The 23,448-nt window shown below is 62.2% G+C and carries 19 protein-coding genes; 15 read left to right on the top strand and 4 right to left on the bottom strand.

The genetic code is table 11. The annotated features are described in order from the left end of the window. Nucleotides 1–40: 40 nt before the first annotated feature. The 4 genes from CAF80_RS18310 (at nt 41) to CAF80_RS18295 (ending at nt 6,806) form a co-directional block, all read left to right on the top strand. Nucleotides 41–3,637, top strand: coding sequence for a DUF2339 domain-containing protein (locus CAF80_RS18310; protein ID WP_085667678.1), 3,597 nt, complete (start codon nt 41–43; stop codon nt 3,635–3,637). Further along, nucleotides 3,634–4,995, top strand: a complete 1,362-nt coding sequence (locus CAF80_RS18305) for a DUF3999 domain-containing protein (protein ID WP_085667679.1) — start codon at nt 3,634–3,636, stop codon at nt 4,993–4,995. The genes CAF80_RS18310 and CAF80_RS18305 overlap by 4 nt, the downstream gene beginning before the upstream one ends. Before the next feature lie 194 nt (nt 4,996–5,189). Continuing rightward, entirely contained in the window at nt 5,190–6,200 is a 1,011-nt protein-coding gene (locus CAF80_RS18300) for a class 1 fructose-bisphosphatase (protein ID WP_085667680.1), read from the top strand. 3 nt (nt 6,201–6,203) lie between these two features. Next, nucleotides 6,204–6,806 carry a DUF924 family protein gene (locus CAF80_RS18295; RefSeq protein ID WP_085667681.1) on the top strand — a complete coding sequence of 201 codons (603 nt, stop codon included), beginning with the start codon at nt 6,204–6,206 and terminating at the stop codon, nt 6,804–6,806. A gap of 13 nt (nt 6,807–6,819) precedes the next feature. On the opposite strand, the gene CAF80_RS18290 is transcribed toward CAF80_RS18295, so the two are convergent. The 3 genes from CAF80_RS18290 to CAF80_RS18280 all read right to left on the bottom strand — a co-directional run bounded on the left by CAF80_RS18290 (nt 6,820) and on the right by CAF80_RS18280 (nt 9,445). After that, complete coding sequence (locus CAF80_RS18290) at nt 6,820–7,152, bottom strand: type II toxin-antitoxin system RelE/ParE family toxin (protein ID WP_039764706.1); 333 nt, start codon at nt 7,150–7,152, stop codon at nt 6,820–6,822. Next, nucleotides 7,149–7,421 carry a type II toxin-antitoxin system Phd/YefM family antitoxin gene (locus tag CAF80_RS18285; RefSeq protein WP_039764708.1) on the bottom strand — a complete coding sequence of 91 codons (273 nt, stop codon included), beginning with the start codon at nt 7,419–7,421 and terminating at the stop codon, nt 7,149–7,151. Before CAF80_RS18285 ends, CAF80_RS18290 begins: the two co-directional genes overlap by 4 nt. Nucleotides 7,422–7,552: 131 nt before the next feature. Then, nucleotides 7,553–9,445: a methyl-accepting chemotaxis protein gene (locus CAF80_RS18280; RefSeq protein ID WP_218191735.1), complete on the bottom strand. Its 1,893-nt coding sequence runs from the start codon at nt 9,443–9,445 to the stop codon at nt 7,553–7,555. Nucleotides 9,446–9,727: 282 nt separating this feature from the next. Here CAF80_RS18280 and CAF80_RS18275 point away from each other — a divergent pair, with 282 nt between their 5' ends. Both CAF80_RS18275 and CAF80_RS18270 read left to right on the top strand, forming a co-directional pair. Continuing rightward, nucleotides 9,728–9,982, top strand: a complete 255-nt coding sequence (locus CAF80_RS18275; protein WP_007952486.1) for a hypothetical protein — start codon at nt 9,728–9,730, stop codon at nt 9,980–9,982. A 31-nt stretch (nt 9,983–10,013) separates the two neighbouring features. After that, complete coding sequence (locus CAF80_RS18270; protein ID WP_039764712.1) at nt 10,014–10,583, top strand: lipocalin family protein; 570 nt, start codon at nt 10,014–10,016, stop codon at nt 10,581–10,583. A 138-nt stretch (nt 10,584–10,721) separates the two neighbouring features. On the opposite strand, the gene CAF80_RS18265 is transcribed toward CAF80_RS18270, so the two are convergent. After that, nucleotides 10,722–12,086 (bottom strand): formimidoylglutamate deiminase, encoded by a 1,365-nt coding sequence (locus tag CAF80_RS18265; protein WP_085667683.1) that lies wholly within the window; start codon nt 12,084–12,086, stop codon nt 10,722–10,724. 146 nt (nt 12,087–12,232) lie between these two features. Between CAF80_RS18265 and hutC the strand changes: the two genes are divergently transcribed. The 9 genes from hutC to hutH (CAF80_RS18220) all read left to right on the top strand — a co-directional run bounded on the left by hutC (nt 12,233) and on the right by hutH (CAF80_RS18220) (nt 23,405). Further along, nucleotides 12,233–12,943, top strand: coding sequence for a histidine utilization repressor (hutC, locus tag CAF80_RS18260; RefSeq protein ID WP_170844914.1), 711 nt, complete (start codon nt 12,233–12,235; stop codon nt 12,941–12,943). After that, a complete protein-coding gene (locus CAF80_RS18255) occupies nt 12,940–13,509 on the top strand; it encodes a HutD family protein (RefSeq protein ID WP_074689532.1) in 570 nt (189 codons plus the stop codon). Before hutC ends, CAF80_RS18255 begins: the two co-directional genes overlap by 4 nt. Nucleotides 13,510–14,016: 507 nt before the next feature. Continuing rightward, complete coding sequence (gene hutU, locus CAF80_RS18250; protein ID WP_039764719.1) at nt 14,017–15,699, top strand: urocanate hydratase; 1,683 nt, start codon at nt 14,017–14,019, stop codon at nt 15,697–15,699. A gap of 77 nt (nt 15,700–15,776) precedes the next feature. Next, nucleotides 15,777–17,249: a cytosine permease gene (locus CAF80_RS18245; protein ID WP_074689534.1), complete on the top strand. Its 1,473-nt coding sequence runs from the start codon at nt 15,777–15,779 to the stop codon at nt 17,247–17,249. 70 nt (nt 17,250–17,319) lie between these two features. Beyond that, complete coding sequence (locus CAF80_RS18240) at nt 17,320–18,288, top strand: ABC transporter substrate-binding protein (protein WP_039764723.1); 969 nt, start codon at nt 17,320–17,322, stop codon at nt 18,286–18,288. 84 nt (nt 18,289–18,372) lie between these two features. Then, complete coding sequence (locus CAF80_RS18235; RefSeq protein ID WP_007952475.1) at nt 18,373–19,224, top strand: proline/glycine betaine ABC transporter permease; 852 nt, start codon at nt 18,373–18,375, stop codon at nt 19,222–19,224. After that, nucleotides 19,221–20,051, top strand: coding sequence for a glycine betaine/L-proline ABC transporter ATP-binding protein (locus CAF80_RS18230; protein WP_074689536.1), 831 nt, complete (start codon nt 19,221–19,223; stop codon nt 20,049–20,051). The genes CAF80_RS18235 and CAF80_RS18230 overlap by 4 nt, the downstream gene beginning before the upstream one ends. A 181-nt stretch (nt 20,052–20,232) precedes the next feature. Then, nucleotides 20,233–21,756 carry a histidine ammonia-lyase gene (gene hutH, locus CAF80_RS18225; protein ID WP_074689538.1) on the top strand — a complete coding sequence of 508 codons (1,524 nt, stop codon included), beginning with the start codon at nt 20,233–20,235 and terminating at the stop codon, nt 21,754–21,756. A 116-nt stretch (nt 21,757–21,872) separates the two neighbouring features. Next, complete coding sequence (hutH, locus tag CAF80_RS18220; protein ID WP_039764727.1) at nt 21,873–23,405, top strand: histidine ammonia-lyase; 1,533 nt, start codon at nt 21,873–21,875, stop codon at nt 23,403–23,405. The last annotated feature ends 43 nt before the right edge of the window (nt 23,406–23,448 follow it).

Below are 23,448 nucleotides of genomic sequence, written 5' to 3'. Positions count from 1 at the left end.
TGGTTCCGCCCCGCCACGGGGCTGCTCAGGGATATCGACCATGCAATGGATGTTCATGTTGATCGGGCTGCTGCTCGGCTGGCTGCTCGACGAGTCGTTCAGCGATGCGCTGTTGGGCGCGTTGCTGGGGCTCGCCATCGGCCAGGCGATGCGTATCGCGCGGCTCGGTTCACAAGCCGCCGAGCAACAGCGTCAGCTGGATCACGCGAAGATCGCATTGCAGGGCGTCGAGCAGCGACTGTTTCTGCTGGAGGGTGCTCCAGCGCATTCGCCAGCGCCACCGAGTGTCGCCCCGGCCAGCGCAACGGTCGTTGAGCCCGTCACGGTAGTTGAACAACCCTCTGCCGCTGAACCCGAGCTGGTCTGGGAACTGCCACCCGAACTCGAACCTGTTGCCGTCGCCGCCAGCGAATCCAGTCAGCCGCTGCCGGTCGATGTCTGGCGTCTGGACGCCGTTACGCCTGAACCTGAACCCCGACAACCCGCCGAACCTCGTGGCCCGAACCTCATCGAGCGCGGCATCAGCGCTGCGCGCAACTGGCTGTTCGGTGGCAACACCGTGCTGCGGGTCGGCGTGGTGCTGTTGTTCTTCGGTCTGGCCTTTCTGCTGCGCTACGCCACCGAAGGCATGGTGGTGCCGATCGAATTGCGTTACGCCGGGGTCGCGGCGGCAGCGCTGGGCTTGCTGGCGCTGGGTTGGTGGTTGCGCCATCGCAACAGCAGCTACGCCTTGATGCTGCAAGGCACCGGGATCGCGGTGTTGTACCTGACGGTGTTTGCGGCGATGCGTTTGCACCCGCTGCTCGATCCGTCTGCTGCGCTGGGCTTGCTGGTGGCGGTGACGGTGTTTTCGGCCATTCTGGCCATCACCCAGGATTCCCTCGCCCTGGCCTGCGTCGCCGCACTGGGCGGTTTCGCCGCGCCGATTCTGACCTCCACCGGCGCCGGCAACCACGTCGCGCTGTTCAGTTATTTCGCGCTGCTCAACGCCGGCATTCTGGCCATCGCCTGGTTCAAGGCCTGGCGTCTGCTCAACCTGATCGGCTTCGTTGGGACCTTCGGCATCGGTTTCGCCTGGGGCTTGCGTTCGTACACGCCGGAACTGCTGTGGAGCACCGAACCGTTCCTGATGCTGTTCTTCCTGATGTACCTGGCCATCGGCCTGTTGTTCGCCCGACGCAAGTTGCTGGACATGCCGGATGCGCCGGCGGACAACGATCGCCAGGCGCTGCTGCACTGGTCGGCGCGCAAGGGCGATTACGTCGACGGGACGATGCTGTTCGGTCCGCCGCTGGTGGGTTTCGGCCTGCAATTCGCGCTGGTCCAGCATCTGGAATTCGCTGCCGCGTTCAGTGCGCTGGCGCTGGGCATGATCTACATGGCCCTGGCCAAAGTGCTGATGGGCGGTCGGGCGATGTTGCTGGGCGAGACTTGCCTGGCGCTCGGGGTGATTTTCGCCAGCCTGGCGATTCCGCTGGGGCTGGATGCGCGCTGGACGTCCGCGGCCTGGGCGGTGGAGGGCGCGGGGATTTTCTGGCTCGGTTTGCGTCAGCAACGGCCGTTGGCACGGGCCTTCGCATTGCTGCTGCAACTGGGTTCGGCGCTGGCGTTTCTCAGCCAGTTACGTGTCGGCGAAAGCAGCCTCCTCGACGGCGCGCCGCTGGGGGCATTGATGCTCGGCGCGGCGTTGTTGTTCAGCTTCTATCAATTGCGCAAGGCGTCGCCGGAGCAAACCTCGCTGTGGGAGCGTCAGGGCTTGCCAGTGCTGGCGTGCCTGGGGCTGACCTTCCTGTATCTGCTGGCGCCGCTGTTCTTCTTCATTCAGGGCACGGCGATCAGTTGGGCATTGGCCGGGCTGGCGACCTTGTTCGTCGGCTTGCGCCTGCAATCGCGCACGTTCCTGTTCACCGCGTTTGCCGTGCAACTGCTCGGCGGGGCGTTGTTCCTGTTACGCCTGCAAGGGGCGGGCGAGGATTCGGCGGCCGTGTTCAGCGCCGGTTGGAGCGGTCTGCTCAGCGCCTCGTTGATCGGTCTGGCGTTGATCGCCGGCATGCTGCTGGCGGCGCGCGACGAGATGGTGCGCAGCGATGTTCGTCTGCTGCGCGGGTTGTCGGTGGTGCTGCTGGCGGGTCTGGTGCTGATCAATCTGGCGGTGTTGTTCGTGCTGCCATGGCAGACCGCGAGTGCGGTGTGGGCGGCCAGTGGTTTGCTGATCATCTGGCTCAGTCTGTACCTCAAGCAGCGCGTGAGTTTTGTGTTCGGTCTGCTGTTGCAACTGATCGGCGGCGCGGCGTTTCTGCTTGCCGGCCCCGAGTTGTTGGGGCCGCTGTCCAGCGAGGGGCTGCGACCGCTGGCCCATGGCGGATTCTGGACGCCGCTGGTGCTGGGTCTGGCGGCGATGATCGGGGCGTGGCGCCTGCAATTGGGCAATCACGCTTCGGCGTTCGATGTGCTGAGCCTGCAGCGACTGTCCGACGTGTTGCTGGTGTGGGGCGCCGGTTGGTGGGCGCTGGCGTGGTTCAGCGAAGTGATGCGGTTTGCGCCGGTGAATCTGGAAAAATCGCTATTGCTGCTGGTCGCCGCGTTGATGGTCGCGTTGTGGGCGGTGTTGGCCTTGCGCCTGAAATGGCCGTCGCTCGGTCTACTCTGCACCTTGCTGATTCCGGTGGCCGGGCTGGTGTTGCTGGTCTCGTGGCATTCGCGTTATCACCCGGCGGCGGATTTCGGCTGGTTGGCGTGGGCGGCGGTGTTCGTTGTGCATTTCATCAGCCTGCGACGTCTGGCACCGATGTTGCTGGCGCGGGCCTTGAGCACGGCCCATGTGCTCGGTTGCTGGCTGCTGATCGGCGTGCTGGCGCTGGAATTGCGCTACGGACTGCTGCTGTTGTCCGAGCAGTACAACGCCTGGCGCTGGCTGGGCTGGGCGATTCTGCCGAGCGTGTATCTGTTGCTGATGGCCGCACCGCGTCAGTGGCCATGGCCGGTGGCAGCGTTCCCTCGCCAATACCGTTTGTATGCGGCGGCGCCGCTGGCGGTGCTGATGCTGGTCTGGTTCTGGCTGGCCAATGGCGTCAGCGATGGCAATGCCGAACCGCTGCCTTATGTGCCGCTGCTCAACCCGCTGGAATTGGGTCTGCTGTTTGCGCTGTTCGGTGTCTACGTCTGGTCGCGCAGCGCCGTGGCCGAGCTGTCGATCCGCCAGGATTACGCGGCTTACGCGACTCAACTGATTGCCGGTGTTTCGCTGTTCGCGTTCTGCACCGCGCTGGTGACCCGTGCTGCGCACCATTGGGCGGGGATTCCGTTCGAGCTGGATCTGCTGCTCGACTCGATGCTGGTGCAGGCCGGCTTGTCCATCGTCTGGACGCTGATGGCGCTCGGGCTGATGATCGGCGGGCACCTGCGCCATCGCCGTGAAGTGTGGCTGATCGGCGCGGCGCTGATTGCGCTGGTGGTGGCCAAACTGATTTTTGTCGAATTGAGCAACCGTGGCGGACTGGCCCGGATCGTCTCGTTCATCGGCGTCGGCGTGTTGCTGCTGGTGGTGGGTTACTTTGCGCCGCTGCCGCCCAAACGCGTTGAAGCTGCACCGGTGTCGGACCAACCGGCCCCGGAAACCGAAGGAGTGTCGTCTTGAGTCGCAAGCTTAATCTCGGGTGGCTGTTGCTGGGCGTGGCCATGACGGCCGGCGCCCAGGAAAAACCGGCGGACTTCGCCGCGCAGGTGCCGTTGTCGGTCAGCGGTTCCGGCCCGTGGTATCGCCTCGAACTGCCGCTGAGCGTGCAGTTGCAGGCGCGCCAGACTGATCTCAGCGACCTGCGGGTGTTCAACGCCGCCGGAGAGCCACAGGCCTACGCGCTGGCCCGGGAGTCAGCGCAGACCCGCGATGACGGCCAGTTGCATGAGGTGAAGTGGTTCCCGCTGTACAACTCGGCGGATGCCACCGAGCGCGCGCCGAGTGTGCGCGTGCAATCCACCACCGGCACGCTGGTGGAGGTGCAGCCGTCCAGCCAGCTCGAAGCCGGTGAAGAAGTGCTGCGTGGCTGGCTGCTCGACGCCAGTGCTATCAAAGCGCCGTTGCAGCAACTGATCCTCGACTGGACCAGCGAGCGCGACGGCTTCCAGCGTTTCAGCATCGAGGCCAGCGACGACTTGCAGCACTGGCAGGCCTGGGGCGAAGGTCAGGTGGCGCGCCTGACCTTTGCCGACGAACGGGTCGAGCAGCATGAAGTGGCGCTGCCCGGGCAATCGGCGCGGTATCTGCGTCTGCTGTGGGATTCGCCGGCCTCGGCGCCGGTCCTGACGTCGGCGCAACTGAAAAGCAGCGACCCGCGCAACCTGCCGCTGCCATTGGTCTGGTCGCCGGCACTGGCCGGCAGCAGCGGCAAGCCCGGCGAATACACCTGGCAGTTGCCGATGGGGCTGAACATCGAGCGTGTGCAGGTCGAACTGAAACAGGCCAACAGCCTCGCGCCGGTGACGTTGTCGGGGCGTCGCGAAAGCAGCCTGCCGTGGCAACCGCTGAGCAGCGGCTTGCTCTATCGTCTTACCCAGAATGGCCAGGACGTGGTGCAGAACGAATTGCAGCTGTACGGGCAGACCGTGCAGCAGTTGAAACTGACGGTCGACGAGCGCGGCGGCGGTCTCGGCGAGCAGGCGCCGAGCGTGAAATACGCGGTGCGCGCCACTCAGGTGATCTTCCTCGCGCGCGGCGAAGGGCCGTACCGCCTGGCGCTGGGCAATCCGACCGTGAAAACGGCGAACCTGCCGCTGACCACGCTGATCCCCGATTTCAAACCGGAGAAACTGGCCACGCTGGGCAAGGCCACGGTGCAGGGCGAAGCGCTGGCGACCCAGACTTCGACGGCCACCACCTCGGCCACGGCGGACACCAACTGGAAGAAGTTCGGCCTGTGGGCGGTGTTGCTGCTCAGTGTGCTGTTTCTGGCGGCGATGGCCTTCAGCCTGCTGCGCAAGCCGTCGGCCAAGTCCTGAATATGACGGGTGTGACCTCCACACCCGTCGGGTTTGCATCTACGCTGAATCCGGTGCCTGAACTCTCTCGGTTCGATCACGTCTGATAGCAGGAATTGCACCCGACGCACGTTACCGGCGTCATTGCTCGCTACGGTTTCAGACTCCCTGTAAACTGCGCGGGTTTTTAGCCCCCCATTCCACCGGAGCCGTCCATGTCCCGCGTTACCCTGAGTCGCTATTTGATTGAGCAGACCCGCAGCAACAACACTCCTGCCGATCTGCGTTTCCTGATCGAAGTGGTGGCGCGCGCCTGTAAAGAGATCAGCCACGCCGTGTCCAAAGGCGCCCTGGGCGGTGTTCTGGGCAGCATGGGCACGGAAAACGTGCAAGGCGAAGTGCAGAAGAAGCTCGACGTGCTGTCGAACGAAATCCTGCTCGAAGCCAACGAGTGGGGCGGTCACCTGGCCGGCATGGCGTCCGAAGAAATGGACAATGCCTACCAGATCCCGGGCAAATACCCGAAAGGCGCCTACCTGCTGGTATTCGACCCGCTGGACGGTTCGTCGAACATCGACATCAACGCCCCGGTCGGCACTATCTTCTCCGTGCTGCGTTGCCCGAACGAATACCTGAGCCAGAACGAAGCGCTGGATGAAAAGGCCTTCCTGCAGCCAGGCACTCAGCAGGTTGCCGCCGGTTATGCGATCTACGGCCCGCAAACCATGCTGGTGCTGACCCTGGGCCACGGCGTCAAAGGCTTCACCCTGGACCGCGAAATGGGCAGCTTCGTCCTGACCCACGAAGACATCACCATTCCTGAATCCACCCAGGAATTCGCCATCAACATGTCCAACCAGCGTCACTGGGAAGCCCCGGTACAGCGCTACGTTTCGGAACTGCTGGCCGGTGAAGAAGGCCCGCTGAAAAAGAACTACAACATGCGTTGGGTCGCGGCGATGGTTGCCGACGTACACCGCATCCTGACCCGTGGCGGTCTGTTCATGTACCCGCGCGACAGCCGCGAGCCGTCCAAACCGGGCAAACTGCGCCTGATGTACGAAGCCAACCCGATGTCGTTCCTGGTGGAACAGGCGGGCGGCGCTTCCACCGACGGCCACCAGCGCATCCTCGATATTCAGCCTGAAGGCCTGCACCAGCGCGTAGCGGTGTTCCTCGGCTCGAAAGAAGAAGTCGCCCGCGCCACGGCTTACCACAAGGAATAAACCATGACCGCGCCCTGGCAGCCGTTGCTCGATTGGTGGTTCGGTCATGCCGAATCGGCAAAGGATGTAACGGCTGAAAAGGGCAAGTTGTGGTTTGGCAAGAAAGACAGCCAGGACCTCGAAGCGCGTGAGCGTTTCGGGGTCTTTGTCGATCAGGCCCTCGCTGGCGAATTGACCGAGTGGACGCAACATCCCGAAGGTTGGCTGGCGCTGGTGCTGCTGCTCGACCAACTCCCGCGAATGATCTTTCGCGATACGCCCAAGGCTTTTTCCGGTGATCTACGGGCACAGAAACTGGTGGCTCAGGGGATTGCCGCAGACTTCGATCGGCAGTTGAAACCGATCCAGCGACTCTTCATTTACCTCGTCTTCGAACACTGCGAAAACCTCGCGGTGCAGAATGAAGCGGTCTCGCGATTCATCGAACTGGTGGCTGAGCAGCCGGAGGCGGAGCGTGGGGTGTTTGCCGACAACCTGGATTATGCCGAGCGGCATCAGAAGGTGATTGCGCGGTTTGGACGGTTTCCGCATCGCAATGCGGTGTTGGGGCGGGAGTCTACGGTTGAGGAGCTGGAGTTTCTTTCGCAGCCGGGGTCGAGTTTCTGAAGCTGCATCAGACTCACGGATTGCCTTGAAGCAAACGCTTCATCAAGAGTGCAGGCAGGTTTTTTCTCGTATCGGCGATGATATGGATATAGATGGTTTGCTCTCGGACTTCATAAATGATGCGATTCAAGCCAGAGATGACTTGTCGATATTGACCAAGGTTCAGCCTTTCTATTTCTTCGGGAATGGAACCTGAATAGGGTAAGGATGCGAGACTGCGAATAGCGATCTTCAAGCTGGCATAAGTGCTATGCCAGGTTTGAGGTGAGAACTGTTTGATGAGGTAGGTGCGAAGATCTTTGAGATCTGTTTCGGCGGACTGAAGAATAACGACCTTCAAACTCATTGGGGGTCGATCCTGTCCAACTCTGCGAAAACGTCTTCAACGTCCCTGTACTTGCCTTCCTCAATTTCTCGATTTCCCATGGCAAGCAGTTTGAGCAGAGCCATTGTTTCTTCCTGCTCTTCAAAACTTTTGACGTCCATGACTACAAGCTTCGCTTCGCCGTTCTGGGTAATCACCAGCGGCTCACGGCTTTCGCTAATCGTTTTGACGATTTCGGCGGTATGGCTTTTCAGGTAGCTGATGGGTTTGATCTGGGATGAAAGCTTCACGGGCTGCGCCTCGCTGAGTGGACTAGGACTGAGTTTAGTCTTAATTCAGTCCTGAGTCAGTCTGAGGTGACAAGCGTGTCTAGCGTTGTTCCGTCTTCGCGGGTTCAAGCGCGAAGACGGCTTCGAACGACTTAGATTCGGAAGCTGCCAACCAACTGCTTCAACCGCGCAGCCTGCTGCTCCAGATCCGCACAAGCCCGCAAAGTCGCCTGCAAGTTCTCCACACCTTCCTGGTTCAGCGTGTTGATCTCGTTGATATCAACGTTGATCGACTCGACCACCGCCGTCTGCTCTTCCGTCGCGGTCGCCACCGACTGGTTCATGCCGTCGATCTCGCCGATGCGCTGGGTCACGCTGCCCAGGCGTTCGCCGGCCTGGTTGGCGATGCCGACGCTGCTTTCGCTCTCGCGCTGGCTCTCGGTCATGATGCCGACCGCCTGACGTGCGCCGACCTGCAGTTCTTCGATCATCTTCTGCACTTGCTGCGCCGAATCCTGGGTGCGGTGCGCCAGGTTACGGACTTCGTCGGCGACCACGGCGAAACCGCGACCGGCCTCACCGGCACGGGCCGCTTCGATCGCGGCGTTGAGCGCCAGCAGGTTGGTCTGCTGGGAGATGCTGGTGATCACTTCCAGAATCTGCCCGATGTTCACGGTGTTGCTGTTCAGGGTTTCGATGTTGCCGCAGGAGTCGCTGATCTTCGCCGACAGCTGTTGCATGGCGTGGATGGTTTTATCCACCACCTGCTGGCCGTCTTCGGCCAGGCTGCGCGCATCGCTGGAATGTTGCGAGGCGAGGGCGGCGTTCTGGGCGATTTCCTGGGCGGCGGCGCCGAGCTGGTTGATCGCGGCGGCCACGCTGTTGGTGCGCGAGGCCTGTTGGTCGGAGTTGAACATCGACGAGTTCGACGCCGCGACCACGCGCAGGGCGACTTCGTTGACCTGGCCGGTGGCCGACGACACTTCGCGGATGGAAGTGTGGATGCGCTCGACGAAACGGTTGAAAGAGGTGCCCAGTGCGCCGAACTCATCGTTGCCGTGAATGGTCAGGCGTTTGGTCAGGTCACCTTCGCCTTCGGCGATATCGTGCATGGCGCGGCCCATGGTCAGCAGCGGCTGCATCAGGACGCGGATCAGCATGCCGAGCAGGGCGATGATGATCACTACGGCAATGACCATCGCGATCAGCGCCGAGGTGCGGAATTCGCTGAGCATCGAGAACGCGGTGTCCTTGTCCAGCACCAGCGCCACGTACCAGTCGGCCGACGGCACGCCGTTGACGCGGGTGAAGGAGATCAGTTGGGTCTTGCCGTCGAACTCGACTTCTTTCAGACCCGGGCTGACTTTCGGCGCGCCGTTGGGGTAGGCCTCGGCCAGGGTCTTGAGCACCAGCTTGCTGTCCGGGTGGATCAGGATCTTGCCGTCGGCACCGACGATGAACGCGTGACCGTGGCCGCCGAAGTTCAGCGAGTTGATGATCGCACTGACGCTCGACAGGTCAATGTCGGCGCCGGCCACACCGATCATCTGGCCCTGGCGCTGCACCGGGGTGGCGACGGTGATGACCAGTTTGCCCGACGAGGCGGCGATGTACGGTTCGGTGACGATGGTCTGTTGCGCAGCCTTGGCGGCCTTGTACCAGCCACGGGCGCGCGGATCGTAATCCGGTGCGCGGTTGCCGGCCGGGACCGAGAACATCACACCGTCGGCGCCGCCGAAGTAGCTGAGCTGGAAATTGCCGGTGTAGGCGGGCAGGTCGATGATGCGTTTCAGGCTGGCCGGGGCGTTGCCGTCGGCGACAACCTGTTGCGCCATCGATTGCAGCAACTGGATGCGGCTTTCCAGCCAGGTCTGGATGTTGCTGGTGGTCAGGCTGCCCAGTTCCTGCATCGACGCTTCGGTGCTGCTTTGCAGGGCTTCGCGCTGGCGATAGTCGTTGAACAAAATGAAACAGGCGAATGCAACGGCCACCACAAGGGCGGCAGCCAACAAGATCTTGTGGCTGAATTTCATGTTTCTGGTCATTAAGAGAGCTACCGCGAAGGGGCTGGTCAAGAAAGGGCGGCAATTTGCCACACTATCGGGCTTTGCGCTGCTCTTATTTCGACCGTGGCGCGCCAAAGATTAGGCGGCTTTTGTGAAAGTCGACGAAATGCTCAATAGCCCCACAAAGTGTCTGATTTACCGATGAATGCCGGACGAGCGGGCGAACAAATAGCCGGTCTGCCAGGGAACCAGACAGGGGTTTTCTCTTCTAAGCTTCTGGTTGGCGCCAGGCCATCCCCCTTCCGCTCCAGGAGTTACACCATGTCGCTGCGATCTATCGCCCTTCTGTCGTTTTGCGTGCTGTTGGCCGCATGCAGCAAGGTCAATCAGGAAAACTATTCGAAGCTCTCGGCCGGCATGGCCAAGGCCGAAGTCGAGACGCTGCTCGGCAAGCCCACCGATTGCTCGGGCGCGCTGGGCATGTCCAGTTGCACCTGGGGCGACAAGAACAGCTTTATCAGCGTGCAGTACGCCGGTGACAAAGTGCTGATGTTTTCCGGCCAAGGCCTGAAGTAAACCGGGGCTTCGCGCCCACGGGAGAAAAACAATGAAGCGGTTATTGCTTGTCCTTTTTGCCGGCCTGGTATTGGCTGGCTGCGCCACGTCCGGTGAAGATCCGCTGGCGCCGAAGACGGTCAACAGTGTCAATCTCAAGCGTTACCAGGGCACCTGGTACGAGCTGGCGCGTCTGCCGATGTACTTCCAGCGCAATTGCGCGCAATCCGAAGCCCGTTACTCGCTCAAGCCCGACGGCAATATCGCGGTGTACAACCGCTGTCTGACGGCAGACTGGAAGTGGGAAGAGGTCAAAGGCACGGCTTATCCACAGGTGCCGGGCAAGACCGACAAGCTGTGGGTCGAGTTCGATACCTGGTTCTCGCGCCTGATTCCGGGTGTGGCGAAGGGTCAATACTGGGTGCTGTACGTCAGCGATGACTACAAGACCGCCCTCGTGGGCGACCCGAGTCGTCGCTACCTGTGGCTGTTGTCCCGCACGCCGACCGTCAACGGTGTGGTGCGTGAGGAACTGCTGAGCAAGGCGCGCCAGCAGGGTTATGACACCACGCGTCTGATCTGGCGGGCGTCGGATCAGCAGATGGCCAAAACGTCCAACTGACTTCTCCTGTTCTGATCGTTCCCACGCTCCGCGTGGGAATGCCTCAATGGACGCTCTGCGTCCGCTTTTGGGACGCGGAGCGTCCCGGGCTGCATTCCCACGCAGAGCGTGGGAACGATCAGTAACAGAGGTTTTGTGTCAGCCCAAAAGCTCTCGCAGGACCTGAGTGAAGGCGCGATTGCTGTCCTCCTCCCCGGCATGTCGCCCCTCGCGCACGACCCACTGACCGTTGACCAGCACGTCGCGCACCTGACGATCGCCACCGGCAAACAGCCAGCGATTGAGAATCCCGTCACCGCTGGCCGTGGCCAGATAGGGATCGCTGCCATCGAGCACAATCCAGTCGGCACGCTTGCCGACTTCCAGCGCGCCGATCGGCTGGCCCAGCGCCTGAGCGCCACCGTCCAGCGCCGCGTCATACAGCGTACGGCCGACCATCGGCTGATCCGCGCCATACAAGCGATTGCGCCGTTGATCGCGCAGACGCTGGCCGTATTCCAGCCAACGCAATTCCTCTACCACGCTCAACGACACATGGCTGTCGGAGCCGATGCCCATGCGCCCGCCTTGAGCGAGGAAATCCACCGCCGGGAAAATCCCGTCGCCGAGGTTGGCCTCGGTGGTCAGGCACAGGCCGGCGATGGCGCGACTGTTGGCCATCAGGGTGACTTCTTCCGGGTTGGCGTGGGTCGCGTGCACCAGGCACCAGCGCTGATCGACTTCGGTGTTTTCGTACAGCCATTGCAGCGGGCGACGACCGCTCCAGCTCAGGCAGTCATCGACTTCCTTCTGCTGCTCGGCGATGTGGATGTGCACCGGGCATTGCTGGTCGCTGGCCGCCAGTACTTCGCTGATCTGTTGCGGTGTGACCGCGCGCAACGAGTGGAAGCACAGGCCCAGCGACTGCGCCTTTTGCTGCGCCAGCAGGGGTTGCAGGCGCGATTGCAGCTTCAGGTAGTTTTCGGTGCTGTTGATGAAACGGCGCTGGCCTTCGTTCGGCGTCTGGCCGCCGAAACCGCTGTGGCTGTAGAGCACGGGAAGTAACGTCAGACCGATGCCGGCCGAGCTGGCCGCCTGGCTGATGCGTAACGCCAGCTCGGCCGGGTCGGCGTAAGGCTGGCCGTTGTTATCGTGGTGGACGTAATGGAATTCGGCGACCGAGGTGTAACCGGCCTTGAGCATTTCGATGTACAGCTGACGGGCAATCACCCCGAGCTGGTCGGGGCTGATTTTTCCGACGAGCCGGTACATCAGATCGCGCCAGGTCCAGAAACTGTCGTTGGGATTGCCGGCCACTTCCGCCAGTCCCGCCATCGCTCGCTGGAACGCGTGGGAGTGCAGATTCGGCATCCCCGGCAGCAGCGGACCGCTCAACCGTTCGGCGCCATCTGCGGTGGAATCGGCCTGGATTCGGGTCAAAACGCCATCGGCGCTGACCTCGAGACGTACATTGTTGGCCCATCCGTTAGGCAGCAGCGCGCGTTCGGCAAAGAAGGCGGACATGGTTCAGCACCCCATCGTGTGTTATTTGTATATACATATACAGACGTTTGCCTGCCCGGTAAACTCCGGCAAGCTAGCAACTTTCATCCAATGAACAGGGATCCACCGTGCCGACTCCGCCTCCAGTCTCCCCGTTGGCCGCGAACATGGGCGACAGTCCGGCGCCCTTGTACGCCCGCGTCAAACAGATGATCACCCAGCAGATCGACAGCGGTAACTGGCCGCCCCATTACCGCGTGCCGTCGGAGAGCGAGCTGGTCAGCCAACTGGGCTTCAGCCGCATGACCATCAACCGCGCACTGCGGGAAATGACCGCCGACGGTCTGCTGGTGCGCATGCAAGGCGTCGGCACTTTCGTTGCTGAACCGAAGAGCCAGTCCGCGCTGTTCGAAGTGCACAACATCGCCGACGAAATCGCCTCCCGTGGCCATCGCCACACCTGTCAGGTAATCACTCTGGAAGAAGAGGCTGCCGGTTCCGAACGCGCGCTGGCGCTGGACATGCGCGAAGGGCAGAAGGTCTTTCACTCGCTGATCGTGCATTACGAAAACGACATTCCTGTGCAAATCGAAGACCGCTTCGTCAATGCGTTGGTCGCCCCGGAATACCTCAAGCAGGACTTCACCCTGCAAACGCCTTACGCCTATCTGAACCAGGTCGCGCCGCTGACCGAAGGCGAGCACGTGGTCGAAGCGATCCTTGCCGAAGCGTCCGAATGCAAATTGCTGCAGATCGAAAAAGGCGAGCCGTGCCTGCTGATCCGCCGTCGTACGTGGTCGGGTCGTCAGCCGGTGACAGCGGCACGCCTGATCCACCCCGGTTCCCGTCATCGTCTGGAAGGTCGGTTCCATAAATGAGTGAAGTGAAAGTTTTACGCGCTGAAGGCTACCCGCGCATGCCGTGGAAAAACGGCGGCGGCAGCACCGAGGAAATCACCCGTGACGCCGGCGCCGGCCTCGACGGTTTTGGCTGGCGCCTGTCGATTGCCGACATCGCCGAATCCGGCGGCTTTTCGACCTTCGCCGGTTACCAGCGGGTCATCACGGTGTTGCAGGGTGACGGCATGACCCTGTGTGTCGACGGCGACGATACCCGGCCGTTGTTACCCCTCGACCCGTTTGCCTTCAGCGGCGAAAGCCAGGTGTCCTGCACTTTGCTCGGCGGCGCGATCCGTGACTTCAACCTGATCTACTCGCCCCAGCGTTACAGCGCACGCCTGCAATGGCTGGACGGCGAGCAGCGGTTTTTCAGTTCGGCGAGCACCGTGCTGATCTTCAGCGTCAGCGAGCTGCTGGAGGTCACGGTCGGTGACCGTACGTCGCAACTCGGCCGGCATGACTGCCTGCAACTGGACGGTAACACCGGGCTGACGGAGATTGCCGTCAATGCCGGCTGCTGCGTGATCGAACTGTCCCCGCGCTGATCCTCCCTTCTGATCGTTCCCACGCTCCGCGTGGGAATGCCGCCATGGACGCTCCGCGTCCGCTTTGTGACGCAGAGCGTCACGGAATGCATTCCCACGCAGAGCGTGGGAACGATCAAAAACCGCTGCTTTTAAAGCAGCGGTTTTTTTTCGTCCCGACGTTCCCGAAATGCGCACCAACTTGTTACCGAACGCCCCAGCGTGGCGCAGAACCACGCTTTCGTAACAACCTCTCGCCACCCTCTATCCACCCCGCGAAAAATTTCATGGACGCCAGAGCCCTTGATTCAGGCGCTCTGCAGCCCTGTTCGGAATTTTTATTGAACAGCCCTCCAACAAGTTGGCCGCTCGATTGCATATTCTTGTATGTACAAGTAAAGACGTATGCGTATGAGTCGATCGAGACTCTCCGCAGCGTCCACTGATTCGCTTGTCGCGCACTGAGGCGCACAGGCTGCTTGCCCACTGCCAGGGTTGGTTTGAATTGATCGCTGAGGAGTCTTTTTCGTGACTGACAACAAAACCACTAAGTTTCGTGACGTCGAAATCCGTGCCGCCCGCGGCAACAAGCTGACCGCCAAGAGCTGGCTGACCGAAGCGCCGCTGCGCATGCTGATGAACAACCTCGACCCGGAAGTCGCCGAGAACCCGAAAGAACTGGTGGTCTACGGTGGCATCGGTCGCGCTGCGCGTAACTGGGAGTGCTACGACAAGATCGTCGAGAGCCTGACCAATCTCAACGAAGACGAAACCCTGCTGGTGCAATCGGGCAAGCCTGTCGGCGTGTTCAAGACCCACAGCAACGCCCCGCGCGTACTGATCGCCAACTCCAACCTGGTGCCGCACTGGGCAACCTGGGAACACTTCAACGAACTCGACGCCAAAGGCCTGGCCATGTACGGCCAGATGACCGCCGGCAGCTGGATCTACATCGGCAGCCAGGGCATCGTCCAGGGCACCTACGAAACCTTCGTTGAAGCCGGTCGCCAGCACTACAACGACAACCTCACCGGCAAGTGGGTCCTGACCGCCGGCCTCGGCGGCATGGGCGGCGCCCAGCCACTGGCCGCGACCCTCGCCGGTGCCTGCTCGCTGAACATCGAATGCCAGCAGATCAGCATCGATTTCCGCCTCAAGACCCGCTACGTCGACGAGCAGGCCAAAGACCTCGACGACGCGCTGGCCCGCATCGCCAAATACACCTCCGAAGGCAAGGCGGTTTCCATCGCCCTGTGCGGCAACGCCGCTGAAATCCTTCCGGAACTGGTCAAGCGCGGCGTGCGCCCGGACATGGTCACCGACCAGACCAGCGCCCACGACCCGCTCAACGGTTACCTGCCGGCCGGCTGGACCTGGGACGAATACCGCGCCCGCGCCAAGACCGAGCCAGCCGCTGTGGTCAAGGCCGCCAAGCAATCGATGGCCGTGCACGTCAAAGCCATGCTCGACTTCCAGAAGATGGGCGTGCCGACCTTCGACTACGGCAACAACATCCGTCAGATGGCTCAGGAAGAAGGCGTCGAAAACGCATTCGATTTCCCAGGCTTCGTACCGGCCTACATCCGTCCGCTGTTCTGCCGTGGCATCGGCCCGTTCCGCTGGGCTGCACTGTCGGGTGATCCGCAGGACATCTACAAGACCGACGCCAAAGTCAAAGAGCTGATCCCGGACGACGCCCACCTGCACAACTGGCTGGACATGGCGCGTGAGCGCATCAGCTTCCAGGGTCTGCCGGCGCGTATCTGCTGGGTCGGCCTGGGCCTGCGCGCCAAGCTCGGTCTGGCGTTCAACGAAATGGTGCGCAGCGGCGAGCTGTCGGCGCCGATCGTGATCGGTCGCGACCACCTCGACTCCGGCTCGGTCTCCAGTCCGAACCGTGAAACCGAGTCGATGCAGGATGGCTCCGATGCCGTCTCCGACTGGCCGCTGCTCAACGCGCTGCTGAACACCGCGAGCGGTGCGACCTGGGTGTCCCTGCACCACGGCGGCGGCGTCGGCATGGGCTTCTCCCAGCACTCGGGCATGGTGATTGTCTGCGACGGTACTGACGAAGCGGCCGAGCGTATCGCTCGCGTGCTGCACAACGACCCGGGCACCGGCGTCATGCGTCACGCCGATGCCGGTTACCAGATCGCCATCGACTGCGCCAAGGAACAAGGGCTGAACCTGCCGATGATCACCGGCAAGTGAACATCTGCGGGAGCGGGCACCCTCGCTCCCACAGGGCCACAACAACAATAACCAGAACAATCCACAGAGGTTGAATCATGGCGGGCAACACCGATCGTGCAGGCAGTAAACCGTTGATCGAAAGGCGTTCGATCGACTACATCCCGGAAGCGGAAAGACACGGTCGTCTGTTCAGTCAGTTCACCCTGTGGATGGGTGCCAACCTGCAAATCACCGCGATTGTCACCGGGGCCCTGGCCGTGGTGCTGGGCGGCGATGTGTTCTGGTCGTTGATCGGTCTGCTGATCGGTCAATTGCTGGGCGGCGGGGTGATGGCGCTGCACGCAGCGCAAGGGCCGAAGCTTGGCCTGCCGCAGATGATTTCCAGCCGGGTGCAGTTCGGCGTCTACGGCGCGGCGATTCCGATCGTGCTGGTGTGCCTGATGTACCTCGGCTTCACCGCCACCGGAACGGTGTTGTCCGGTCAGGCGCTGGGCCAGTTGTTCGGGGTCAGCGATACCGTTGGCATCCTGCTTTTCGCCAGCGTCATCGTCGTGGTCACGGTGCTTGGCTATCGGGTGATTCACTGGATCGGCCGCATCGCCAGTGCCATTGGCGTGATTGCTTTCGTATACCTGTTCAGCCGTCTGATGAGTCAGGTGGACGTCGGCGCACTTCTGGAAATCCGCCACTTCAGCTGGAGCAGTTTCCTGCTGGCGGTGTCGCTCGCGGCCTCCTGGCAGATCGCTTTCGGCCCTTACGTGGCGGACTACTCGCGTTACCTGCCGAGCAAGGTGTCTTCGGTGAAAACCTTCTTCGCCGCCGGTGCCGGTTCGGTGATTGGTGCGCAGGTGGCGATGATCCTCGGTGTGTTCGCGGCCGCTTCGGCCAACGGGCAATTCGCCGGTCATGAAGTCGCCTACATCGTCGGTCTGGGCGGGACCGGTGCCACCGCCGCGCTGCTGTATTTCAGCATCGCGTTCGGCAAGGTCACCATCTCCACCCTGAACTCCTACGGCAGCTTCATGTGCATCGCGACCATCATCAGCGGCTTCCGTGGCCACCTGACGGTCACCCGCATGCAGCGTCTGGTGTTCGTGCTGGTGATCGTCGGCGCGGCGACCCTGATCGCACTGCTCGGCCAGCATTCGTTCCTCGGTGCGTTCAAGTCCTTCATCCTGTTCCTGCTGGCGTTCTTCACGCCGTGGAGTGCGATCAACCTGGTGGACTACTACTGCATCACCCGCGAGCGCTACGACGTGCCGGCACTGGCGGATCCGAACGGTCGCTACGGCCGCTGGAACATCCTCGGTATCAGCGTTTACGTGTTCGGGGTGCTGGTGCAACTGCCGTTCATTTCCACCAAGTTCTATACCGGTCCATTGGTGGCGGCCCTGGGGGATGTGGATATTTCCTGGATCATCGGTCTCGTGCTGCCCGCAGCGCTGTACTACGTCTGCGCGAAAAAATGGCACGGCACCGTACCCGATCGACTGATTCTGCCCGTCGAGCAGGACAGCGTTGTACAACCTAAAACAAGCGGGGCCGGTCGCGCTGCGGCGCAGGCCTGATTTGGACGTGGACAGGGCTGGATGCCTCTTGACTGCCGTAAGCCAATTCATGATTAGGAGCGTCACAACAATGAAATCGAACAAGACCCTGCTGACCACCTTGCTTTCCATGGGCCTGCTGGCCAGCGCCGGCGCGACCCAGGCCGCTGGCTGGTGCGAGTCCGGCAAACCGGTGAAATTCGCCGGCCTGAACTGGGAAAGCGGCATGCTGCTGACCGACGTTCTGCAAGTGGTGCTGGAAAAAGGTTACGACTGCAAGACCGACAGCCTGCCGGGCAACTCCATCACCATGGAAAACGCCCTGAGCAGCAACGACATCCAGATCTTCGCCGAAGAATGGGTCGGCCGCAGCGAGGTCTGGAACAAGGCCGAGAAGGCCGGCAAGGTCGTCGGTGTCGGCGCCCCGGTGGTGGGTGCGATCGAAGGCTGGTACGTGCCGCGCTACGTGATCGAAGGCGACGCCAAACGCAAGATCGAAGCCAAGGCGCCGGACCTGAAAAACATCGCCGACCTGGGCAAATACGCCGCCATCTTCAAGGACGCCGAAGAGCCTTCCAAGGGCCGCTTCTACAACTGCCCGGCCGGCTGGACCTGCGAGCTGGACAACAGCGAAATGCTGAAAAGCTACGGCCTGGAAAACAGCTACACCAACTTCCGTCCGGGCACCGGTCCGGCGCTGGATGCGGCGGTGCTGTCGAGCTACAAGCGTGGCGAGCCGATCCTGTTCTACTACTGGTCGCCAACCCCGCTGATGGGCCAGATCGACGCAGTGAAACTGGAAGAAAAACCGGGCGTCGACAAGACCGTGACCATCAAGGTCGGTCTGTCCAAGACCTTCCACGAGCAAGCGCCGGAACTGGTGGCCGTGCTGGAAAAGGTCAACCTGCCGATCGACCTGCTGAACCAGAACCTGGGCCGCATGGCGAAGGAACGTATCGAGTCGCCAAAACTGGCGAAAATCTTCCTCAAGGAACATCCTGAGGTCTGGCATGCGTGGGTGAGTGAAGACGCTGCCAAGAAAATCGACGCGGCGCTGTAGGTCGAATTCCTCCCGGCCAACCGAGAGGCTGGCCGGGGTGTTCGCCGCAATCGCTTGATTGAGTTTCCTGATTGAGAGCCGCTTATGTTTCCCGAAAGCTTTACCTTTTCCATCGCCGACTGGGTCAACGGTTGGGTCGATGCGCTGGTCACCAACTACGGCGATGTGTTCCGTCATATCTCCGACACCCTGCTGTGGGCCATCGTCAATCTTGAAGGCCTGCTGCGCGCCGCGCCGTGGTGGTTGATGCTGGCCATCGTCGGCGTCGTGGCCTGGCATGCGACGCGCAAAGTCGTGACCACCGCCGTGATCGTCGGTCTGTTGTTCCTGGTCGGCGCTGTCGGTCTGTGGGACAAGTTGATGCAGACCCTCGCGCTGATGATGGTGGCGACGGTCATTTCGGTGCTGATCGGCGTACCGCTGGGGATTCTCTCGGCGCGCAGCAATCGCCTGCGTTCGGTGCTGATGCCGCTGCTCGACATCATGCAGACCATGCCGAGCTTCGTGTACCTGATTCCGGTGCTGATGCTGTTCGGCCTGGGCAAGGTGCCGGCGATTTTCGCCACCGTGATCTACGCCGCGCCGCCGCTGATCCGCCTGACCGATCTGGGCATCCGCCAGGTTGACGGCGAAGTGATGGAAGCGATCAACGCCTTCGGCGCCAACCGCTGGCAGCAACTGTTCGGCGTGCAACTGCCGCTGGCCCTGCCGAGCATCATGGCCGGGATCAACCAGACCACCATGATGGCCCTGTCGATGGTGGTGATCGCCTCGATGATCGGCGCCCGTGGTCTGGGTGAAGATGTGCTGGTGGGCATTCAGACCCTCAACGTCGGACGCGGCCTTGAAGCCGGTCTGGCGATCGTGATTCTCGCAGTGGTCATCGACCGCATTACCCAGGCGTATGGTCGGCCACGGCATGAGGTGAGCAAATGAGCAACGCAACCGTGAGCAAGATCGAAGTCAAAAACGTCTTCAAGATTTTCGGCAACCGCGCCAAGGATGCACTGACGATGGTCGGCCAGGGCAAGACCAAGGATCAGGTGCTGAACGAAACCGGTTGCGTGGTCGGGGTCAACGATTTGTCCCTGAGCATCGGCACCGGCGAGATCTTCGTGATCATGGGCCTGTCCGGCTCCGGCAAATCGACCCTGGTGCGCCACTTCAACCGCCTGATCGACCCGACCAGCGGCGCGATCCTGGTGGACGGCGTGGACATCCTGCAATACGACATGGACGCCTTGCGCGAATTTCGTCGGCACAAGATCAGCATGGTGTTCCAGAGCTTCGGCCTGCTGCCGCACAAGACCGTGCTCGACAACGTCGCCTACGGCCTGAAAGTGCGCGGCGAGACCAAGCAACTGTGCGCCGAACGCGCGCTGCACTGGATCAACACCGTGGGCCTCAAGGGCTACGAAAACAAATACCCGCACCAGCTCTCCGGCGGCATGCGCCAACGTGTGGGTCTGGCCCGCGCCCTGGCGGCGGACACCGACATCATCCTGATGGACGAAGCGTTCAGTGCGCTGGATCCGCTGATCCGCGCCGAGATGCAGGACCAGTTGCTGGAGCTGCAAAAGACCCTGCACAAGACCATCGTCTTCATCACCCACGACCTCGACGAGGCCGTGCGCATCGGCAACCGCATCGCGATCCTCAAGGACGGCCGCCTGATCCAGGTCGGCACGCCGAAAGAGATCCTGCATTCGCCGGCGGACGAGTATGTCGACCGTTTCGTGCAGCGGCGGGCGGCTGTGGTTTAAAGGTTTACGGCAGGCTCGTTCCCACGTCGAGGCGTCGAACCGTCTGCGTAGGAATGCATACCGTGACGCTCCGCGTCACCATTGCGCAGGACTTGAGTCTTGCGGTGAGAGCGGGACGCGGAGCGTCCCAGGCGGCGTTCCCACGCAGAGCGTGGGAACGATCAGGTTAATGAGGTTTTAGATGTCCCAGGCTGAAAAAATCGTTATCGCCGACGCCCCGATGCGTTGGCAGGATGTGGTCGCAGTCGCTCGTCACGGCGCGCAGCTCGAGCTGTCGGCGCAGACCTGGGCGCGCATTGAAAACGCGCAGGGCATCGTCCAGCGCATCGTCGCCAGCGGCGAGCGCGCCTATGGCGTGAACACCGGGCTCGGTGCGCTGTGCAACGTCTCGCTGAAAGACGAACAGCTCAGCCAGCTGTCGCGCAACACCTTGCTCAGCCATGCCTGCGGCGTCGGTCCGGTACTGGCCGATGAGCAGACCCGCGCCATCCTGTGCTCGGCGATCCGCAACTACAGCCACGGCAAATCCGGCATTCATCGCCGGGTGGTCGAAGCGCTGCTGGCGCTGCTCAATCGCGGCATCACCCCGCAAGTGCCGTCCCAGGGTTCGGTGGGTTACCTGACCCACATGGCCCACATCGGCATCGCGCTGCTGGGCGTGGGCAATGTCAGCTATCGCGGGCAGATCGTGTCTGCACAGCAGGCGCTGGCCGAAGAGGGCCTGCAACCGGTTCAGCTCGGGGCGAAGGACGGTCTGTGCCTGGTCAACGGTACGCCGTGCATGACCGGCCTCGGTTGCCTGGGGATTGCCGACGCCACACGTCTGCTGCAATGGGCCGACGTGATCGGCGCCATGAGTTTCGAAGCCCAGCGCGGCCAGATCGCCGCGTTCGATGCCGAGATCATTGCGCTCAAACCGCATCCGGGCATGCAGCAGGTCGGCGTCAATCTGCGCGCCTTGCTCGATGGCAGCGAAGTGATCGCGGCGAGCAAAGGCATTCGCACTCAGGATGCCTTGAGCATCCGCTCGATCCCGCAGGTGCACGGCGCCGCCCGCGATCAACTGGAACACGCGATCAAACAGATCGAAACCGAGCTCAACGGCTGCACCGACAACCCGTTGCTGCTGGGCACGCCGGATGACTTCCGTGTCATGTCCCAGGCCAACCCGCACGGGCAATCGGTGGCGCTGGCGGCGGATCTGCTGGCGATTGCGATGGCTGAAATCGGATCGATTGCCGAGCGGCGTCTGGATCGCCTGATCAACCCGCACGTCAGCGGTCTGCCGGCATTCCTGGTGGCCAATCCGGGGGTGAACTCCGGGATGATGATCGTGCAATACGTCGCCGCGTCGCTGTGCGCGGAAAACCGCCAGTTGGCGCAGCCGGCGGTGCTCGACAACTACGTCACCTCGGGCCTGCAGGAAGATCACTTGAGCATGGGCACCAACGCCGCGCTGAAGCTGCATCGCGCGCTGGAAAACTGCACTCAGATCCTCGCCATCGAGTACCTGCTGGCGGCCCAGGCGTTTGAATTTCTCAAGGAACAGCGCTTCGGCGCCGGCACCGATACCGCCTGGCGACTGCTGCGCGAAAAGGTCCCGGCCTACGATCAGGATCGCTGGCTGGCGCCGGATATCGCCGCAGCTGCAAACGTTCTGAAAGACACGGATCTGCTGCACAACGCATTACCGAATTTGCACTGAAAACTACCCACGCCAGCGTGCCAAGGCGCGGCTCCCCAAAAGGGCAGACGCGACGGACAACGGACATCTCCGGAGCGTCTGGCGAGTTAACAATAAACTCTCAAAAGGAGCACAAAATGACTGCGCTGAACCTGATCCCCGGCCAACTGAGCCTGGCCCAACTGCGTGACGTTTATCAGAACCCGGTCAAGCTGACCCTCGACAACAGCGCCAGCGCGCAGATCGAAGCCAGCGTGGCCTGCGTCGAGCAGATCCTCGCGGAAAACCGCACCGCCTACGGCATCAACACCGGTTTCGGCCTGCTGGCCTCGACTCGCATCGCCAGCGAAGACCTGGAAAACCTACAGCGCTCGCTGGTGCTGTCCCACGCCGCCGGCGTCGGCCAGCCGATCAGCGATGAGCTGGTGCGCCTGATCATGGTGCTCAAGGTCAACAGCCTCAGCCGTGGTTTCTCCGGGATTCGTCGCGTAGTGATCGATGCGCTGATCGCGTTGATCAACGCCGAGGTCTATCCGCACATTCCGTTGAAAGGCTCGGTCGGTGCATCCGGTGACCTCGCGCCGCTGGCGCACATGTCGCTGGTGCTGCTGGGTGAGGGCAAGGCGCGCTACAAGGGCGAGTGGATGGAAGCGACCGAAGCGCTGAAAGTCGCCGGTCTGACCCCGCTGACCCTGGCGGCCAAAGAAGGTCTGGCGCTGCTCAACGGTACTCAGGTTTCTACCGCATTCGCACTGCGTGGTCTGTTCGAAGGTGAAGACCTGTTCGCCGGCGCGCTGGCGCTGGGCGGTCTGACGGTGGAAGCGGTGCTGGGCTCGCGTTCGCCGTTCGATGCGCGCATCCACGCCGCCCGTGGCCAGAAAGGCCAGATCGACGCCGCTGCCGCTTACCGCGATCTGCTGGGCGAGCGCAGCGAAGTCTCCGACTCGCACCAGAACTGCGAAAAGGTGCAGGACCCGTACTCGCTGCGTTGCCAGCCGCAAGTCATGGGCGCGTGCCTGACCCAGTTCCGTCAGGCCGCCGAAGTGCTGGCCATCGAAGCCAACGCCGTATCCGACAACCCGCTGGTGTTCGCGGCCGAAGGCGACGTGATTTCCGGCGGCAACTTCCACGCCGAACCAGTGGCCATGGCCGCTGACAACATGGCGCTGGCCATTGCCGAAATCGGTTCCCTGAGCGAGCGCCGTATCTCGCTGATGATGGACAAGCACATGTCGCAGCTGCCGCCGTTCCTCGTCGCCAACGGAGGCGTGAACTCCGGCTTCATGATCGCCCAGGTGACCGCTGCGGCCCTGGCCAGCGAAAACAAGGCGTTGTCCCATCCGCACTCGGTGGACAGCCTGCCGACTTCTGCCAACCAGGAAGACCACGTGTCGATGGCCCCGGCCGCCGGCAAGCGCCTGTGGGAAATGGCCGAGAACACTCGCGGGATTCTCGCGGTGGAATGGCTGGCGGCGGTGCAGGGCCTGGACCTGCGCAACGGCCTGAAGACCTCGGCCAAACTGGAACAGGCCCGTGGGATTCTGCGTCGCGAAGTGCCGTTCTACGAGAAGGACCGCTTCTTCGCGCCGGATATCAATGCAGCGACCGAACTGCTGGCTTCGCGGGTGCTGACGGAGCTGGTTCCGGCGAAACTGCTGCCGAGCCTTTAACCACTACTGATCGTTCCCACGCTCTGCGTGGGAATGCCTCAAG

Source organism: Pseudomonas sp. B34(2017) (assembly GCF_002112915.1).
GTDB lineage: Bacteria > Pseudomonadota > Gammaproteobacteria > Pseudomonadales > Pseudomonadaceae > Aquipseudomonas > Aquipseudomonas pharyngis.
Note: the sequence above shows the minus strand (reverse complement) of the source record. Positions and strands in the feature narration are given on the sequence as shown.

Bases quoted from the DNA above. Each gene is read 5' to 3' on its own strand.
- CAF80_RS18310 (WP_085667678.1), top strand. From the start codon at position 41: ATGCAATGGATGTTCATGTTGATCGGGCTGCTGCTCGGCTGGCTGCTC.
- CAF80_RS18300 (WP_085667680.1), top strand. From the start codon at position 5,190: ATGTCCCGCGTTACCCTGAGTCGCTATTTGATTGAGCAGACCCGCAGC.
- CAF80_RS18295 (WP_085667681.1), top strand. From the start codon at position 6,204: ATGACCGCGCCCTGGCAGCCGTTGCTCGATTGGTGGTTCGGTCATGCC.
- CAF80_RS18290 (WP_039764706.1), bottom strand. From the start codon at position 7,152: ATGAGTTTGAAGGTCGTTATTCTTCAGTCCGCCGAAACAGATCTCAAA.
- CAF80_RS18280 (WP_218191735.1), bottom strand. From the start codon at position 9,445: ATGACCAGAAACATGAAATTCAGCCACAAGATCTTGTTGGCTGCCGCC.
- CAF80_RS18275 (WP_007952486.1), top strand. From the start codon at position 9,728: ATGTCGCTGCGATCTATCGCCCTTCTGTCGTTTTGCGTGCTGTTGGCC.
- CAF80_RS18270 (WP_039764712.1), top strand. From the start codon at position 10,014: ATGAAGCGGTTATTGCTTGTCCTTTTTGCCGGCCTGGTATTGGCTGGC.
- CAF80_RS18265 (WP_085667683.1), bottom strand. From the start codon at position 12,086: ATGTCCGCCTTCTTTGCCGAACGCGCGCTGCTGCCTAACGGATGGGCC.
- hutC (WP_170844914.1), top strand. From the start codon at position 12,233: ATGGGCGACAGTCCGGCGCCCTTGTACGCCCGCGTCAAACAGATGATC.
- CAF80_RS18255 (WP_074689532.1), top strand. From the start codon at position 12,940: ATGAGTGAAGTGAAAGTTTTACGCGCTGAAGGCTACCCGCGCATGCCG.
- CAF80_RS18245 (WP_074689534.1), top strand. From the start codon at position 15,777: ATGGCGGGCAACACCGATCGTGCAGGCAGTAAACCGTTGATCGAAAGG.
- CAF80_RS18240 (WP_039764723.1), top strand. From the start codon at position 17,320: ATGAAATCGAACAAGACCCTGCTGACCACCTTGCTTTCCATGGGCCTG.
- CAF80_RS18235 (WP_007952475.1), top strand. From the start codon at position 18,373: ATGTTTCCCGAAAGCTTTACCTTTTCCATCGCCGACTGGGTCAACGGT.
- CAF80_RS18230 (WP_074689536.1), top strand. From the start codon at position 19,221: ATGAGCAACGCAACCGTGAGCAAGATCGAAGTCAAAAACGTCTTCAAG.
- hutH (WP_074689538.1), top strand. From the start codon at position 20,233: ATGTCCCAGGCTGAAAAAATCGTTATCGCCGACGCCCCGATGCGTTGG.
- hutH (WP_039764727.1), top strand. From the start codon at position 21,873: ATGACTGCGCTGAACCTGATCCCCGGCCAACTGAGCCTGGCCCAACTG.